The sequence below is a fragment of the Oleisolibacter albus genome (assembly GCF_003336875.1).
In the GTDB taxonomy this organism is placed as follows: Bacteria; Pseudomonadota; Alphaproteobacteria; order Azospirillales; family Azospirillaceae; genus Niveispirillum; species Niveispirillum album.
The window spans coordinates 130,917-146,200 of the sequence record NZ_QGNJ01000012.1 but is presented as its reverse complement, the minus strand read 5'-3'; the positions used below and the strand labels follow the sequence as shown (position 1 = coordinate 146,200).

The window sequence follows — 15,284 nt, the reverse complement described above, 5'->3', positions numbered from 1 at the left end:
CGACTACCTGAGCCCGGTGGAGTTCGAGGCACAGGACGAACCACCAGTGCCGCCCGGCCGGGCGGCACTGGTGGCGGAAACCATGCTGTAGCTTTTGCGACATGTCTCAATGATGGGGTGCAGTCCAAGCTGACGCAAAAGCGACTAACGCGACCTTAAGGTGACATCGGCGCGATGGGATGTCGCCTGCCAGCGGGTTGAGAATAAAAGGATTTTTTTTCCTTAAAGTGACAAAGGTGACGGATTTTCGATCGTGTCGCCGCTCCTGGGAATGTCACCTTAAGCGACGGGCTTTTCTCTTCTTCATGCACATGTCCAAGACCCGGTGGGCCGCCCTGGCGCCCCGCTCAGAGAAGCATGATATAGGAAAATTGTCCACACCATGACTGTGCGGGGCGGACGCCAGGGCATGGATGCGGCGCGGACAGGTCCGTGGGGTTGTCCCATGGTCTTCGTGGTTGCGGGCGCGCGGGGCCTGGGACCCTGGGGCCCCGCCTGCGCGGGGACGACGCACATTGAGCGGGTGGGGGGAAGCGGAGGCGCCGGGGCGGGCTTCGGGGAAGACCGCTTCGGTTTCCGCCGCGGCGGCTGTAGGATCGGCGGCCGGGGAGATCCTTTGGGACGGACCAGATGACCAGACTTCCTGTTACGGAGTTGCGGGGCGCGTTGCGGGCGGCATCCCTGGCCGCGGCGCTGATCCTGGCCGGGCCGGCGCTGGCGCAGCCGGTGCCGCCGGGCTACCGGCTGTCCATGGACACGGTGGAGCGCTGCCACAGCGCCATGCTGGGCGTGACCCGGCAGGCCGGCAGCGACGGCAGCCTGCGGGCGGAGATGCGGGGCGGCCGGCAGGCCCAGTTCGACAGCAGCACCGCCGCCAAGGCCGCCAGCGGCTTCGAGCAGACCTTCCCCACCGCCGCCGGCCTGCTGAAAAGCGGCGGCTGTCCCGCCGGGGAGTTCTTCACCGTCATGTACGCCATGACGGCGGCGCGCGTGGCCGCCTCCCCCGATCCGATGGCACCCAAGGACAAGGCCGGCGCCGTGCCGCCGGAGAATATCGAGTTCGTCACCCGCAACATGGCCCGGCTGAAGCAGATGGCGGCCGAGCAGCGGGAGGCGGAGCGGGCCGCCGGCATCGGCGGGCCGGGCTGAACGGCCGGATGCCCATCTCCGATCCAGGTGCCGGCCAGGGGCAGGCTCCCGGCCGGGCTGCCGCCGGCCCCGCCGTCACCGGTATGGCGGCGGCGGAGCGCGCGGCGCTGGCCCCCTATCTGCTGTGGCTGGCGCTGCTGCTGCTCTGCCATGGGGCGGCCCTGCTGTGGCTGCCCCTGAGGGCGGGCGGCGGCATGCTGGCCACGGCCGCCGCCGCCGGCCTGACCCTGGCCCTGGGACGGGTCCTGGCCCGGCTGGGCCGGCCGGTGGCGGTCTCTCTTGGCTTTGTCTGGCCGGGCCGGCTGTTCGGGTTCGAGGTGGCGCTGGTGGCCCCGCCCGTCACCCTGCTGCCCCATCTCCACGGCCTGCCGGTCGATCCGGTCGGCGGGCTGGCCCTGGTGGCCCTGGCCAGCGCTGCCGGCGCGGTGCTGGGCCGCCAGGGCACCCGCTTCGTCGCTCAGCGCCTGGGGGGGGATCCTCTGGCCAATGCCCTGGCCGTGGGCGGCGGGGCCGCCATGCTCGCCACCCTTGCCGCCTCGGCCCTGCTGTTCGGCTGGGCCGCGGGATAGTCCCGGCGCCCGCGGGGCGGATCTGGTTCCCGTTCCCTCAGGCGCCGGGCGCTGCCTCCGGCGGCTTGGCTTACGCGCCCATGGGGGCGCGGGCCGGCGGTCGCCGATGCGGGTCTTGTCCCTCAGACGCCGGGCGCCGCCATGCGGCGGCTTGGCTTACGCGCCCATGGGGGCGCGGGCCGGCGGTCGCCGGCCTGGTTCCCGTTCCCTCAGGCGCCGGGCGCCGCCATGCGGCGGCTTGGCTTGCGCGCCCATGAGGGCGCGGGCCGGCGGTCGCCGATGCGGGTCTTGTTCCCTCAGGCGCCGGGCGTTCAGGCGGGCGGGATCACTCCGCCGGCACGTCCTTGGCGGCGAAGCGGGCGTCCAGTTCCTGCAGGGTGCGGCGGATGCCGCCGACGGGGCGAACGCCCTTGGCGAACAGCCGGTACAGCACCGGGGTGACGAACAGCGACAGCACGGTGCCGCCGGTGACGCCGCCGACGATGACCCAGCCGATGGCCGAGCGCGACTCGGCCCCGGCGCCATGGGCCAGCGCCAGGGGCAGGGCGCCGAACACGGTGGCGATGGAGGTCATCAGGATCGGCCGCAGCCGCAGCTTGGCCGATTCCAGCACCGCCCGCTGGTGGTCCAGCCCGTCCTCGCGCAGCTGGTTGGCGAATTCGACGATGAGGATGGCGTTCTTGGCGATGAGGCCGATCAGCATGATCAGGCCGATCTGGGTGTAGATGTTCAGCGACATGCCGGTCAGCTCGATGGCCAGCACGCCACCGAACACGGCCGGCGGCACCGAGCACAGGATCATGACGCCCAGGCGGAAATTCTCGAACTGGGCGGCCAGCACCATCAGCGCCACCAGCATGGCCATGCCGAAGGCGAACAGGATGCTGTCGGAGGCTTCCAGCTGCTGCTTGGCGGCGCCTTCGAAGCTGATGCGGGCCTCGGGCGGCAGCACGTCGGCCGCGGCCTGCCGCACCAGGGCGATGGCCTCGCCCATGCTCACCCCCGGTTCCAGGTTGGCGGTCACGGTGATCGAGCGCAGCCGGTCATAACGGTTGAGTTCGGTGGCGCCGGCCGTATCGACGAAACGGACCAGATTGTGCAGCGGGATCAGCTGGCTGGACTTCGACCCGCGCACATAGATGTTCAGCAGGTCGCGCGGGCTGGTGCGGTCGGCGTCGTTGGCCTGCAGCACCACGTCATATTCCTCGCCGCGCTCCAGCCAGCGGGTGACGACGCGGCCGCCCATCATGGTTTCCAGCGTGGCGCCGATGTCGGCGATGCCGATGCCGAGGTCGGAGGCCCGGTCGCGGTCGACGATGATGCGCAGCTGCGGCTTGGTCTCGTCGTAATCGGCCTGGATGCTGGTCAGGCCCGGCTCGTCGGCCAGCCGCGCCATCAGCGTGTCGCGCCAGCCGGCCAGCTCCTCGAAGGTGCTGCCGCCGATCACCACCTGGATCTGGTTGGCGTTGCCGCTCGCCCCCATGCTGGAGGGCAGGATGGGGATGATGCGGGCACCGGGAATGGCCATCAGCGGCCCGCGCAGCTCCTCCACGATCTCCTGCACCGGGCGGCGGCTGCCTTCACCCCAGGCGGGCGTGCGCACGGTGATGTTGCCGCGGTTGACGCCCGACGATCCGCCCCAGCCGGGATTGAGCGAGGTCAGGATCGAGGCCACGTCACCCCGCTCCACATAGGGCTTCAGGATGGCTTCGGTCCTGTCCAGCTGTTCCAGCGTGTAGGACTGGCTGGCGCCCTCGGGCGCGGTGATGGAGATGCGGAAGGCGCCGCGATCCTCGGTCGGGGCCAGTTCGCTGGGCAGGGTGGCGAAGATGATGCCGGTGGCCGCCACCAGGGCGGCAAACAGGGCCAGCACCAGCACCGGCGCGCCCAGCGCCCAGGACAGCGCCCGGCCGTAGCCGTCGGACAGGGCCTGGAACACCCGCTCGGTGCTCCGGAAGAACCGGCCATGCCCCTGGTCCGGCAGCAGCAGCTTCGACGACAGCATGGGCGACAGGGTCAGCGCCACCAGGGCCGAGAAGAAGATGGCGGCGGCCAGGGCGATGGCGAATTCGCGCAGCAGCCGGCCCTGGGTCCCCTCCAGCATGGCCAGCGGCAGGATGACCGAGATCAGCACGGCCGTGGTGGCGATGACGGCGAAGCCGATCTGGCGGGCGCCGCGGAAGGCGGCCAGCAGCGGCGGCTCCCCCTCCTCGATGCGGCGGGAGATGTTCTCCACCACGATGATGGCGTCGTCCACCACCAGCCCCACGGCCAGCACGAAGGCCAGCAGCGTCAGCACATTGATGGAGAAGCCCAGCGCCGCCAGCACGGCGAAGGCGGCGACGATGGAGACGGGAATGGCCACCACCGGGATCAGCGTGGCGCGCAGCGAGCGCAGGAACACCCAGACCACCACCACCACCAGCAGGATGGCCACGCCGATGGCGTGGAACACCTCGTAGATCGACTGGTCGATGAACACGCTTTCATCATGGCGCACATCCAGGCTCATGCCCGTGGGCAGGGCGGCGCGGTAGCTGTCGAGCTGTGCGCGCACGGCGCGGGCCACCTCCACCGTGTTGGCGGTGGACTGGCGCACGATGCCCAGGCTGACGGCCTCCAGCCCGTTGATGCGGAAGCCGCTGCGCACGTCGCGGGCCCCCACCTCGACCCGGGCCACATCGCCCAGCCGCACCAGATTCTCGCCTTCCTGGCGCACGACGATGCGGGCGAACTGCAGCGGCCGGGACAGGCGGGTGTCGGTGCGCACGGTGAATTCGCGGGCGCTGGATTCGATGCGGCCGGCCGGCAGTTCGGTGTTCTCCGCCCGCACCGCCCGTTCGATATCGGCCACGGTGACGCCACGGGCGGCCATGGCGCCGCGGTCCAGCCAGATGCGCATGGCGAATTCGCGCCGGCCGCCCACGCGGACCGAGGCGACGCCCGGCACCGTGCCCAGCCCGTCCACCAGATAGCGCGTGGCGAAGTCGGTCAGTTCCAGCTTGCTCATGCGGTCGCTGGTCAGGGTCAGCCACATGATGGGCTGGCTGTCGGCATCGACCTTGCTGATCTCGGGCGGGTCGGCCTCGTCGGGCAGGTTGTCGGCGATGCGGCTGACGCGGTCGCGCACATCATTGGCGGCGGCGTCGATGTTGCGGCCGATGTCGAACTCGATGCGGACGGTGGAGCCGCCCTCCCGCGAGGTCGAGCGGATGGTCTTGATGCCCTCGATGCCGTTGACGGCGCTTTCCACCCGTTCGGTGATCTCGTTATCGACCACCTCGGCGCTGGCGCCCTGATAGGCGGTCTCCACCGAGACGATGGGGTAGTCGATGCTGGGCAGCTCGCGCACGGGCAGACGGTTGTAGCCCAGCACCCCGAAGACCACGAGAAGGCAGCTGAACACCAGGGCCATCACCGGGCGCTGGATGGAAAGGTCGGAGAGCACCATGGACGCTGTCTCCCGGGGTCCGTCATTGTCACGGCAAAAGGGGCACTGAAAGGGCACTGCGCCAGGGGTGCTGCGCTAGGGGCGCGGCGCGGACGCGACCGCCCGCCCGGCTCAGGTCTGGCTGGTGGCGGGGCCGGCCGGGGCGGCGCCCAGGATCTCGACCTTCACCGGCTGGCCGTCGCGCACCTTCTGCGTTCCGCGCACCACGACCAGATCGCCGTCGCGCAGGCCGCCGGTCACCTCCACCTGGCCGGCGCGGCGGGCGCCGATGCCGACGGGGCGGCGCTCGACCCGGCCGTCCTGCACCAGGAACACATATTGGCGATCCCCGGCCGGGACCAGTGCCTCCTCCGGGATCAGCACCACATTGCTGCGGTTCTCCAGCGTCAGCTGCACGGTCATGAACATGCCGGGCTTGAGGAGCCGCTGCTCGTTGGGCAGGGCGGCGATCACCGTCACCATGCGCGTCACCGGGTCGATGCGCGGATCGATGGCGATGACGGTGCCCTCGAAGCTCTGGCCGGCATAGACGCTGCTGGCGGCGGCGACGCGCATGCCGGTCTTCAGGCTGCGCAGGGCCAGCTCCGGCACGGTGAAGGCCAGCCGCAGCACCCGGATATCGTCCAGGGTGGTGACATCGGTGCCCGGCTGCACCAGGGCGCCGGGGCTGACGCGGCGCAGGCCGGTGACGCCGGTGAAGGGGGCGCGGATGGTCAGATCGTGGACACGGGCGCGGGCGGCGTTGACCCGGGCCTCGGCCGCCTGCAGCGACACGCGCAGATCATCGACGCGGGCCTGGGCCACGGCCTGACGGCCCAGCAGGGCCTGCGACCGCTCCAGCTCCTGCACCACGGTGCGGCGCTCGGCCTCGGCCACGGCCAGCTCGGCCCGCGCCTCAGTATCGTCCAGCTCCACCAGCACCGTGCCGGCCTGGACCGTCTGCCCCTCGTCGAAGCTGATGGCGCGGACCAGACCGCTCTGCTTGGCGGTGATGGTCACCGCCTCGTTGGCGGCCAGGGTGCCGATGGCATCGAAGGTGACGGCGATGTCGCCGCGCACCGCGGCGGCGGCCACCACGGGCACGGGACGGGCGGCGGGCGGCGGCGCCGTCGATCCGGCCGGCCCCTGGCTGCGCAGCGCATACCAGCCGGCGCCACCGGCGAGGGCAATGGCCAGAACGACCGCGATCTGGGTGGTGAGCCGCACAATCCACCTCGGCTGCTGTCCGGGAGGCGCGGGAGCGATGTGGAACGTCGCCGCCGCCTGCCGGGCAAGATTGGTCCAGGGCGGAGACGCTTCAACCTTTGAATCCGAAGAATGCCCCGCCGCGGCCATAAGTACGGGTTGGGCGCCCGTGATGCCACGCGCGATTTGTAAATGGACGGTTACGCTCCCGTGTCGGGACGGGAAAACGGGCGGCCGCGACCGCCCGTTTCCGCCGCAGCTTTGCCGGGCGGGTCAGGCCGCCCGCAGCGGCAGGGGCTGGCCCGCGGCCTCGATGCAGTCGATCAGGAAGGGCGCGCGCACGCCGCCGCTGAAATGCTCGGCGGTTTCCAGGGCCTTGCGCACCCGCACCTCGCCCGGCAGGTCGCGGGTGGTGTGGAGCGAGCCCAGCGCATAGGCGGAGCCGCATCCGATGGCGTGGAAGCCGCGGTTGAACTCGCTGACCTGGTAATCGTCCTGGATGGAGAACAGCCGCCCCTCGGTGGCCACCAGGAAGAAGCCGCCGGTCTCCACATCGTTGCTGCGATGGGCGAAGCCGCCATCCTTCAGGCACAGCCGCACCGCCTCGACGAAGTCGCAGACCATGTAGCGGAACAGGTCCTGGTCCGGCCGGCGCGGCGGCGGGGCCAGCCGGAAGCGCAGCAGCTGGCCCATGCGGAAGGAGCTGGTGAAGCCGATCAGGCAGGCGCCGTTGCGGAACACCTTGGGATCGGCGCGCAGGCTGATGTCCAGCCCGGCCACACCGGCGCTGTCGCCGCCCATCCAGACATTGCCCTGATCCACCAGCCCGACGATGCAAGTCATGCGAAGACGATCCCGTGCAGAATTCCGATCTGTTCGGTGATCGTGATTGGCTTGAATTAACAACCGCTTTAGGCGGTGGGACATTTTGTGGCGGCCGGGACGGACAGGCGGTGCCAATCCCTCCGGCGGTTGTCTGTCCGCACCGGCCGCGACCCTTTCAGGCCGGGGCGGGACCGTGGCCGGCGTCCACCCGTGCCGCATCCCGGCCATCGCCGTTTCTCTTCCCCGGACGGGCCGCCCCCTCCCTCCGCAGAACAGATTTGCCGGCGGCATGATTTATTCCGCCAAATCATACTCCGATGATATTGAGCCGTTATTGATATTGCGCTGTATCAAATGAGGCGGTGCGGCCGTTTATGGCCGTCGGCATGGTTCGATTTTCCTGTATAAATCCTTTGATTGCCATCGATCATCAAGGGATTCGCCGCTTCACCGGGCCGTCTTCGGACCGTCCGGCCTGCCTGCGCCCCTCCGGCCCCTCTGCTTTCAGTGCCCGCTTTCAGTGCCTGTTTCCAGCGAAGGAAGACTGCCATGCTCGCGCTCTTTCAGCAGCCCGTTGCCGCCGCCGGCCCCACCGCCCCCGAGGGGCAGATGGCGGAACTGATCGAAGCCCTGGACCTGTACGGCCAGCATTCCGGTGTCGGCCTCTGGGACGTGCTGCTGCGGATTCCCGATCCCACCGACCCGGCCAACCGCTGGACCTGGTCCACCCAGTACCGCCAGCTCCTGGGCTATGGTGACGGCGATTCCTTCCCCAACCGTATCGAATCCTGGACCGACCGGCTGCATCCCGACGATTTCCAGCCGACCATGTCGGCCTTTTTCGCCTTCCTGGACGACCGCAGCGGCGCCACCCCCTTCGATGTGCGCTACCGGCTGCAGATGCGGGACGGACGCTATCACTGGTTCCGGGCCATCGGCGGCTGCAAGCGCGACCTCCATGGCACGCCGCTGCGGGCCTGCGGCTCGCTGATCGATGTCCAGGACGAGCAGGAGATGCATGCGCGCTTCCACGATCTGGCCGGGAACTTCGAGCGGTCGGTCGGGTCGGTGGTGCAGTCGGTGCTGGCCTCGGCCTCGGAGATGCAGTCCAGCCTGCTGATGCTGGGGGAGATGGCGGGGAAATCGGCAAGCCAGGCCGCCGATGCCTCCGCCGCCACGGTCCAGGCGGCGGCCAATGTGCAGACCGTGGCGTCCGCGGCGGAGGAGCTGTCGGCCTCCATCGCCGAGATCGGGACCCAGGCCGGACGTTCCGTCGGCATCGCCCGCGAGGCGGTGGAACGGACCAACCGTGTCGGCACCACGGTGGACGGGCTGGCCCAGGCGGCGCGCACCATCGGCGACGTGCTGAAGCTCATCAGCAACATCGCCAGCCAGACCAATCTGCTGGCGCTGAACGCCACCATCGAGGCGGCCCGCGCCGGCGAGGCCGGCAAGGGCTTCGCCGTGGTGGCGTCGGAGGTCAAGGCCCTGGCCAACCAGACGGCCAAAGCGACCGACGAGATCTCGGCCCAGATCGCCGGCATCCAGGAGGCGACGCGGGAGACGGTGACCGCCATCCAGGGCATCGGCGACACCATCCACACCATCGACCAGATCTCCGCCACCATCGCCGCCGCCGTGCAGCAGCAGGCGGCGGCCACGCAGGAGATCTCGCGCAACGTGCTGCAGGCGGCCCAGGGCACCGACCAGATCGCCACCCGCGTCCGCACGGTCAATGATGTCACCAGCCAGGCGGCCACGGCCATCCAGGGCGTGGTGCGCACGGCCACCACTCTGGCCGATCAGGCCCGCCGCCTGGACGGGGAGGTCAACGGCTTCCTGGCCGGCCTGGACTGAGCCGGCGCCCGGCCAGGGACAGGCCGGGGGATCGGGCCGGAGGTCAGGACAGCGGCCAGGCCAGGGCGATCAGCGGCACGCCCACGGCCAGCACCGTCAGCGACAGCGGCAGACCCAGGCGCCAGTAATCGCTGAAGCGGTACCCGGCCGGCCCCATGACCAGGGTGTTGGACTGGTGGCCGATGGGGGTCAGGAAATCGCAGCTGGCCCCCACCGCCACCGCCATCAGGAACGGGTCGGGACTGAGTCCCAGCCCCTGCGCCAGCCCCACCCCGATGGGCGCCATGACCAGGACCGTGGCGGCATTGTTCAGCACCGGCGTCACCAGCATGGTGGCGCCCATCATCAGGGCGACAGCTGCCAGGGGCGGCAGCGACTGCATGGCCCCGGTCAGCAGGGCGGCGATGACCTCGGTCCCGCCGGTGCCGCGCAGGGCGCCGCTGACGGGGATCAGCGCCCCCAGCAGCACGACGACCGGCCATTCGATGCTGCCATAGGCCTCACGCAGGGGGATGACCCCCAGCAGCACCAGGGCCAGGATGGCGCCGACGAAGGCCACGCCGATGGGCAGAAGCCCGGTCATGGACAGCAGCACCCCGGCCGCCAGTGCCAGGACCGGCAGCAACAGCTGGCGCGGCCGGCCCAGTTGCAGGTTGCGTTCTGCCAGCGGCAGCAGGCCCAGCTCGTTCAGCATGTCGGGCATGGCCTCCAGCCGGCCCTGCAGCACCAGCACGTCGCCGGGGCGGAACTTCACCAGCTTCAGCCGGGTGATGGCCCGGCGGTCACGCCGGCCCATGGCCAGCAGGTTGACGCCGAAGCGCTGCCGGAGTTTCAGCTCGGCCGGGGTGCAGCCGACCACGGCGGAGATGTCCGTGACCACGGCCTCGACCACGCCATAGCCCTCGCCGGCGGGGTCGGCCCCCACCTCCTCGCCGCCCACCAGTTCCAGCCGGGCCGTGTCGGCCACCCGCTTGACGATGGTGGGATCGCCCTCGACCTGGAGGATGTCGCCGCCCAGCAGCATCCAGTGCCCATGCGGCACATAGCGGCGGAAATTCTCGCGGATGATGGCGGCCACGGTGATGTCGGCCTCCCCCGCATCCTCCAGCGCGGCCACGCTGCGGCCGATGAAGGGCGACCCGTCCGGCACCCGCACCTCGGTGGTGTAGTCCTCGATGCGGAACCTGTCCTCGGCCGCCGCCTGGCCGCGGCGGTCGCGCGGGATCAGGCGCCAGCCGAACCCGATCACAAGAAGGCCGGCGGCGGTGATGCCCAGCCCCACGGGGGCGAAGTCGAACATGGCGTAGCCATGGCCCAGCATGTCGGCGCGCACGCCGCTGATCAGGATGTTGGGCGGCGTGCCGATCAGGGTGATGAGCCCGCCCAGCAGCGAGGCGAAGGACATGGGCATCAGCACGGCGGCGGGCGAGCGCCCGGTGCGCTGGCACAGGCGCAGCGCCACCGGCAGGAACACGGCCAGCGCCCCCACATTGTTCATGAAGGCCGACAGCACGGCCACCATGCCGGCCAGGGCGAAGACCTGCCCGTCGGGGCTGGTCAGCCGCGGCAGCAGCGGGCGCAGCAGATGGTCCAGCACGCCGGAATTGCGGATGGCGGCGCTCAGCACCAGCACCGCGGCCACGGTGATGACGGCGGGATCGCTGAAGCCGGAAAAGGCCTCGTCCGGCGCGACCACGCCCGCGGCCACCGACACGACCAGGGCCGCCAGGGCCACCACGTCATAGCGCCAGCGGTCCCAGATGAAGAGGGCCAGCGTGCCCCCCAGAATGGCGAAGATGATCCACTGGTCCGGCGTGACGGTCACGGACACCCCGTTCACCGCAGCGGCCCCGGCGCATCCACGGGAAGCCGGTCGCGGCCCAGCAGATCCAGCAGGGCACGGATGCCGACCATGCCGACCACCCGCCCGTCGCCGTCGAGGACCGGCGCACGCCGCACCTGCCGGCCGGCCAGTGTCCGGGCCACGGCCAGGGCCGGGTCCGTCTCGCGGCAGGTCAGCACATCGGCGGACATCACCGCCTGGACCGGGGTCGCGGCGGCGTCCAGCCCCAGGGCCACGACCCGGATCAGGATATCGCGGTCGGTGATCATGCCCTGGAGGTCGCGGGACGATCCCACCGGCAGGGCGCCGGCATCCAGCTCCGCCATCAGCTGGGCGGCCTGCTGGACCGTATCCTCCAGGGACAGGAAATGCAGGTCACGGGTCATGACATCCGCCACCGGGGGGTCCCCGGCCGGCGGCGTCGCATATCCCGGCAGATCGGCCGTCATCCCGGCTCTCCCACGCAGTCTCAGGCGGGCACACAGTCCCAGGCTGAGAAGAACACGGGGCGGGCGTCAGGCGTTCCAGCCGGCGGCGTTCAGGCCGCACGCTGCCGGCAGGCCGCGGCCTGGAAGGCCGTGGGCCGACCGGCGAGGCCGGGGTCAGTGCCCGTGGCCGGCGTGGCGCTTGCCATCCTCGGTCTGGATGTAGCGGCGGCCGCAATAGGGGCAGTCCACCGCGCCCTTCTTCTCCAGGCTGAGATAGACCATGGGATGGCCGAGCGCGCCGCCGCCACCGTCGCATCCGACCGTGCTGTCGTCGACATAGATGGTTTCCAGCGGCTGCATGGTCCGTGATCCTCGAAGTCTCTAACCCGTGCGGCGTCCTGGTGGCGCCGTTCTGCGGCGCGCATCATACAAGACCAGCCGCCGCCTGCAAGGCGCGAGGCATGACCGTCTGCTGTGACGGGCCGCATTGACCGCCCGGACGGGGAGGTGTAACGCCATCCCGATCCCGGCGCTGTTTCCATCCGGCTCCGTTCCGCCAAGGACATCGCTTCATGCCTGATACGCTCGCCACCCCCGGCCGCCTCGCCGCTGTCGCCCTGCCCGATGCGGCGATCGAGGTGCGGGACCTGCGCAAGACCTATGCGGCCACCGGCAAGGCTCCGCCCAAGGAGGCGCTGAAGGGGATCAGCCTCAGCATTCCCCGTGGCAGCCTGTACGGGCTGCTGGGTCCCAACGGCGCCGGCAAGAGCACCTTCATCAACATCCTGGCCGGCCTGGTCAACAAGACCGCCGGCATCGCCCGCATCTGGGGCATCGATATCGATCAGCAGCCGCGCAGCGCCCGTGCCGCCATCGGCATCGTGCCGCAGGAGCTGAACCTTGATCCCTTCTTCACCCCGCGGGAACTGCTGGACCTGCAGGCCGGCCTCTATGGCGTGCCCAAGGCGGAGCGCCAGACCGACCGGCTGCTGGAGGCGGTGGGGCTGAAGGACAAGGCCAACGCCTATGCCCGCACCCTGTCGGGCGGCATGCGCCGGCGGCTGATGGTGGCCAAGGCCATGGTCCATGCCCCGCCCGTGCTGGTGCTGGACGAGCCGACGGCCGGCGTCGATGTGGAGCTGCGGCAGATGCTGTGGGCCCATGTGCGGGAGCTGAACCGCGCCGGCACCACGGTGGTGCTGACCACGCACTATCTGGAAGAGGCGCAGGAACTCTGCGACACCATCGCCATCGTCAATCACGGCCAGGTGGTCGCCTGCGATGCCAAGACGGCGCTGCTGCGCCGGCTGGACCGCAAGGAACTGCGCATCACCCTCGACCGCGACCTGGACGGCCTGCCCGCGACACTGACCGCCTTCGAGGCGGAGCTGGCCGGGCCGCGGCAGCTGGTGGTGCGCTACCAGCCCAGCCGCACCCGCATCGGCGACGTGCTGGGCGCGGTGGGCGAGGCCGGGCTGGTGATCCAGGATCTCAGCACGGTGGAGTCCGATCTGGAGGATCTGTTCCTGCAGCTGACCCGGTCGCCCCAGGCGGCCGCGCCGGGGCCGCGGGATGACGAGTACCGCTGACCCGCGGCGGGGGACGGGGCTGGTCGGACGGGCCGCGGGCCTGCTGGTCCTGTGGCTGCTGGCCGCCTGCGCCCCCACCACCCAGCCCATGGGGCCGCCGGTGGCGGCACCGACCCTGGCCGGCGACAGCTATCGGGCACCGGACGGGCAGTCGCTGCCGCTGCGCGCCTGGCTGCCGGAGGGGGGGACCCCGCCCCGGGCGGTGATCCTGGCCCTGCACGGCTTCAACGACTATTCCAACGCCTTCGACGCGCCCGGCCGCTTCTGGGCGTCGCAGGGTGTCGCCACCTATGCCTATGACCAGCGCGGCTTCGGCCAGGCCGGCCAGCGCGGCATCTGGCCGGGACCGGAAACCCTGCAGGCCGACCTGCTGGCGGCGGCCGCGGCCGTCCGCGCCCGCCATCCCGGCGTGCCGCTCTATCTGCTGGGGGAAAGCATGGGGGCCGCCGTGGTGCTGACCACGCTGGCAGACCGTGGGGGGGCAGACCATGGAGGGGCAGACCATGGGGAGACCGACGGGACTCTGCCCGACGGGGTGCGGGGGGCGGTGCTGGCCGCCCCCGCCGTCTGGGCCCGCTGGACCATGCCCTTCTATCAGCGCTGGGCCCTGGGCATCGCCACCTGGACCGTGCCCTGGTACCATCTGACCCCGCCGCGCGGGCTGAAGATCCGGCCCAGCGACAATATCGAGATGCTGCGCGCCCTGGGCCGGGACCCGCTGGTGATCAAATCCACCCGTGTCGATGCCGTCTACGGCCTGACCAACCTGATGGACCGGGCCCTGACCGACACCGCCCGTGTGGGCACGCGCATGCCGGTGCTGGCGCTCTATGGCGAGAACGAACAGCTGATCCCGCCCGAGCCGGTGTCGGTCGCGCTGGCCAATCTGGCGGGGCGGGGGGCGCGGATCGGCGTCTATCCCAAGGGCTGGCACATGCTGCTGCGCGATCTGCAGGCGGAGGTGGTCTGGCGCGACGTGCTGGCCTGGATCGATGATCCGGCCGCCCCCCTGCCCAGCGGTGCCGACCGCCATGCCCAGGTGGAGGCGGCGCGCACCGTCCCGGTGCAGGCGGCCGCACGATGACCGCCCCCCTGCCGCCCCTGTCCCGCCCCCGGTCCTGGTCCCTGGTCGTCAATGCCGATGACTATGCCCTGTCCCCCGGCGTCAGTGCCGGCATCCTGGAGCTGCTGCGGACGGGGCGCATCAGCGCCACCTCGGTCATGAGCGTCAGCCCCTTCTGGCCGGAGCATGCGCCGGATCTGGCGGCCCTGGGCGACCGGGCCGATGTGGGCCTGCATTTCACCCTGACCGACCAGCGCGCCCTGGCCCCGGTCGCCGGCCTGACCGGGGCGGATGCGCGCCTGCCGCCGCTGGGGGCCCTGCTGCGGCTGGCCCATGCGGGCCGCCTGGACGCCGACGCCATCCGGGCCGAGCTGACGCGCCAGCTGGAGGCGCTGGAACGGCATCTGGGCCGCCCGCCCGACTTCGTCGACGGGCACCAGCATGTGCATGTGCTGCCGGGGATCCGGCCGGTGCTGCTGGACCTGCTGGCCCGGCGCTATCGGCCCGGCAGCGTCTATGTGCGCGATTGCGCCGAGCCGCTGGCCCGGCTGCTGACCCGGCCGGTGGCGCGGACCAAGGCGCTGGTGGTCGCCGCCCTGTCCCGGGGCCTGGGCCGGCAGGCCCGGCGTCTGGGCCTGCCCGTCAACAGCGGATTCCGCGGTCTCTATGGCTTCGAGGGCGACAGCGATGTGCGCCGGCTGATGCGGCATTTCCTGGCCCCGCCGGCCGACGGGGCTATCCTGATGGTGCATCCCGCCCGGCCGGACACGGTTCTGGCCGGGATCGACAGTCTGGTCGAGCCGCGCTACCGCGAGTTCGCGTATCTGGCCGGGCCGGACTGGCCGGCCGATCTGGCTGCCGCCGGGGCCGTGGTCGGCCGCTTCCGCGGGACCGTCCCGGCCCCGCGCTGAGCCTCAGCGCACGGTCTGCACCTGGGTCAGGGCGCCGTCCACCACGGTGCAGCGGATCTCCCGCCGCTCCGGCCCCTCGAAATTCTCCTTGCGGGCGGCCAGGGTGAAGGGCTGGCGCACGGTCTGGGTGGTGCCGTTGGTGGTCAGCTCCGGCAGGTCGTAGGCGATGCGGTAGCGGCTTTCATAGCTGTGCTCGACCTCGCGGCGGCACAGGTCGGTGGCCGTGCGCGGCCGGTAATGGCCGCCGTCATGGTCATCCCCCTGGATGTTGATGCAGCCGCCGAGCAGCAGCAGGCCGGCCAGGGCCGGGAGTAGGGCGGTGGTGGGCAGGCGCATGGATGATCCCCTGTGATCCCCTGGTTGTTCTGCGGGCGGCCCGGTCCGGCCTCGCCCCGCCGGCCAGAATAGAGGGGC

General features: G+C 71.0%; 13 protein-coding genes. 6 read left to right on the top strand and 7 right to left on the bottom strand.

Annotated elements, in window-relative coordinates:
• Positions 1 to 630 precede the first annotated feature (630 nt).
• Positions 631 to 1,149 (top strand): hypothetical protein, encoded by a 519-nt coding sequence (locus tag DK368_RS16230; protein ID WP_155524602.1) that lies wholly within the window; start codon positions 631 to 633, stop codon positions 1,147 to 1,149.
• An 8-nt stretch (positions 1,150 to 1,157) separates the two neighbouring features.
• Entirely contained in the window at positions 1,158 to 1,718 is a 561-nt protein-coding gene (locus DK368_RS16225; protein ID WP_114395016.1) for a hypothetical protein, read from the top strand.
• Positions 1,719 to 2,043: 325 nt separating this feature from the next.
• Here the strand turns inward: DK368_RS16225 and DK368_RS16220 are convergent, their stop codons facing one another.
• The 3 genes from DK368_RS16220 to DK368_RS16210 all read right to left on the bottom strand — a co-directional run bounded on the left by DK368_RS16220 (position 2,044) and on the right by DK368_RS16210 (position 7,197).
• Positions 2,044 to 5,169 carry an efflux RND transporter permease subunit gene (locus DK368_RS16220; protein WP_114395015.1) on the bottom strand — a complete coding sequence of 1,042 codons (3,126 nt, stop codon included), beginning with the start codon at positions 5,167 to 5,169 and terminating at the stop codon, positions 2,044 to 2,046.
• Positions 5,170 to 5,280: 111 nt separating this feature from the next.
• A complete protein-coding gene (locus DK368_RS16215) occupies positions 5,281 to 6,375 on the bottom strand; it encodes an efflux RND transporter periplasmic adaptor subunit (protein ID WP_162306061.1) in 1,095 nt (364 codons plus the stop codon).
• 252 nt (positions 6,376 to 6,627) lie between these two features.
• Complete coding sequence (locus tag DK368_RS16210; protein WP_114395013.1) at positions 6,628 to 7,197, bottom strand: hypothetical protein; 570 nt, start codon at positions 7,195 to 7,197, stop codon at positions 6,628 to 6,630.
• A gap of 531 nt (positions 7,198 to 7,728) precedes the next feature.
• Here DK368_RS16210 and DK368_RS16205 point away from each other — a divergent pair.
• A complete protein-coding gene (locus DK368_RS16205; RefSeq protein ID WP_114395012.1) occupies positions 7,729 to 9,036 on the top strand; it encodes a methyl-accepting chemotaxis protein in 1,308 nt (435 codons plus the stop codon).
• A gap of 43 nt (positions 9,037 to 9,079) precedes the next feature.
• Here the strand turns inward: DK368_RS16205 and DK368_RS16200 are convergent, their stop codons facing one another.
• From DK368_RS16200 to DK368_RS16190, 3 genes are all read right to left on the bottom strand, one after another.
• Positions 9,080 to 10,867: an SLC13 family permease gene (locus DK368_RS16200; RefSeq protein ID WP_240002533.1), complete on the bottom strand. Its 1,788-nt coding sequence runs from the start codon at positions 10,865 to 10,867 to the stop codon at positions 9,080 to 9,082.
• 5 nt (positions 10,868 to 10,872) lie between these two features.
• Entirely contained in the window at positions 10,873 to 11,328 is a 456-nt protein-coding gene (locus DK368_RS16195) for a CBS domain-containing protein (protein ID WP_114395011.1), read from the bottom strand.
• Positions 11,329 to 11,481: 153 nt separating this feature from the next.
• The gene (locus tag DK368_RS16190; protein WP_114395010.1) at positions 11,482 to 11,667 is read right to left on the bottom strand and encodes a zinc-finger domain-containing protein; all 186 of its coding nucleotides are present in this window, start codon (positions 11,665 to 11,667) and stop codon (positions 11,482 to 11,484) included.
• 212 nt (positions 11,668 to 11,879) lie between these two features.
• Here DK368_RS16190 and DK368_RS16185 point away from each other — a divergent pair, with 212 nt between their 5' ends.
• The 3 genes from DK368_RS16185 to DK368_RS16175 are packed head-to-tail and all read left to right on the top strand — an operon-like array spanning position 11,880 to position 14,870.
• Positions 11,880 to 12,896: an ABC transporter ATP-binding protein gene (locus DK368_RS16185; protein ID WP_114395009.1), complete on the top strand. Its 1,017-nt coding sequence runs from the start codon at positions 11,880 to 11,882 to the stop codon at positions 12,894 to 12,896.
• The gene (locus DK368_RS16180; RefSeq protein WP_114395008.1) at positions 12,880 to 13,980 is read left to right on the top strand and encodes an alpha/beta hydrolase; all 1,101 of its coding nucleotides are present in this window, start codon (positions 12,880 to 12,882) and stop codon (positions 13,978 to 13,980) included. The genes DK368_RS16185 and DK368_RS16180 overlap by 17 nt, the downstream gene beginning before the upstream one ends.
• Positions 13,977 to 14,870: a ChbG/HpnK family deacetylase gene (locus tag DK368_RS16175; RefSeq protein ID WP_114395007.1), complete on the top strand. Its 894-nt coding sequence runs from the start codon at positions 13,977 to 13,979 to the stop codon at positions 14,868 to 14,870. Before DK368_RS16180 ends, DK368_RS16175 begins: the two co-directional genes overlap by 4 nt.
• Before the next feature lie 3 nt (positions 14,871 to 14,873).
• On the opposite strand, the gene DK368_RS16170 is transcribed toward DK368_RS16175, so the two are convergent.
• On the bottom strand, positions 14,874 to 15,206 hold the full coding sequence (locus DK368_RS16170; RefSeq protein WP_114395006.1) for a hypothetical protein: 333 nt from the start codon (positions 15,204 to 15,206) through the stop codon (positions 14,874 to 14,876).
• Positions 15,207 to 15,284 lie beyond the last annotated feature (78 nt).

Coding starts and splice junctions, on each gene's coding strand:
- DK368_RS16230 (WP_155524602.1), top strand. CDS start 631: ATGACCAGACTTCCTGTTACGGAGTTGCGGGGCGCGTTGCGGGCGGCA.
- DK368_RS16195 (WP_114395011.1), bottom strand. CDS start 11,328: ATGACGGCCGATCTGCCGGGATATGCGACGCCGCCGGCCGGGGACCCC.
- DK368_RS16225 (WP_114395016.1), top strand. CDS start 1,158: ATGCCCATCTCCGATCCAGGTGCCGGCCAGGGGCAGGCTCCCGGCCGG.
- DK368_RS16170 (WP_114395006.1), bottom strand. CDS start 15,206: ATGCGCCTGCCCACCACCGCCCTACTCCCGGCCCTGGCCGGCCTGCTG.
- DK368_RS16175 (WP_114395007.1), top strand. CDS start 13,977: ATGACCGCCCCCCTGCCGCCCCTGTCCCGCCCCCGGTCCTGGTCCCTG.
- DK368_RS16220 (WP_114395015.1), bottom strand. CDS start 5,169: ATGGTGCTCTCCGACCTTTCCATCCAGCGCCCGGTGATGGCCCTGGTG.
- DK368_RS16210 (WP_114395013.1), bottom strand. CDS start 7,197: ATGACTTGCATCGTCGGGCTGGTGGATCAGGGCAATGTCTGGATGGGC.
- DK368_RS16205 (WP_114395012.1), top strand. CDS start 7,729: ATGCTCGCGCTCTTTCAGCAGCCCGTTGCCGCCGCCGGCCCCACCGCC.
- DK368_RS16185 (WP_114395009.1), top strand. CDS start 11,880: ATGCCTGATACGCTCGCCACCCCCGGCCGCCTCGCCGCTGTCGCCCTG.
- DK368_RS16190 (WP_114395010.1), bottom strand. CDS start 11,667: ATGCAGCCGCTGGAAACCATCTATGTCGACGACAGCACGGTCGGATGC.
- DK368_RS16180 (WP_114395008.1), top strand. CDS start 12,880: ATGACGAGTACCGCTGACCCGCGGCGGGGGACGGGGCTGGTCGGACGG.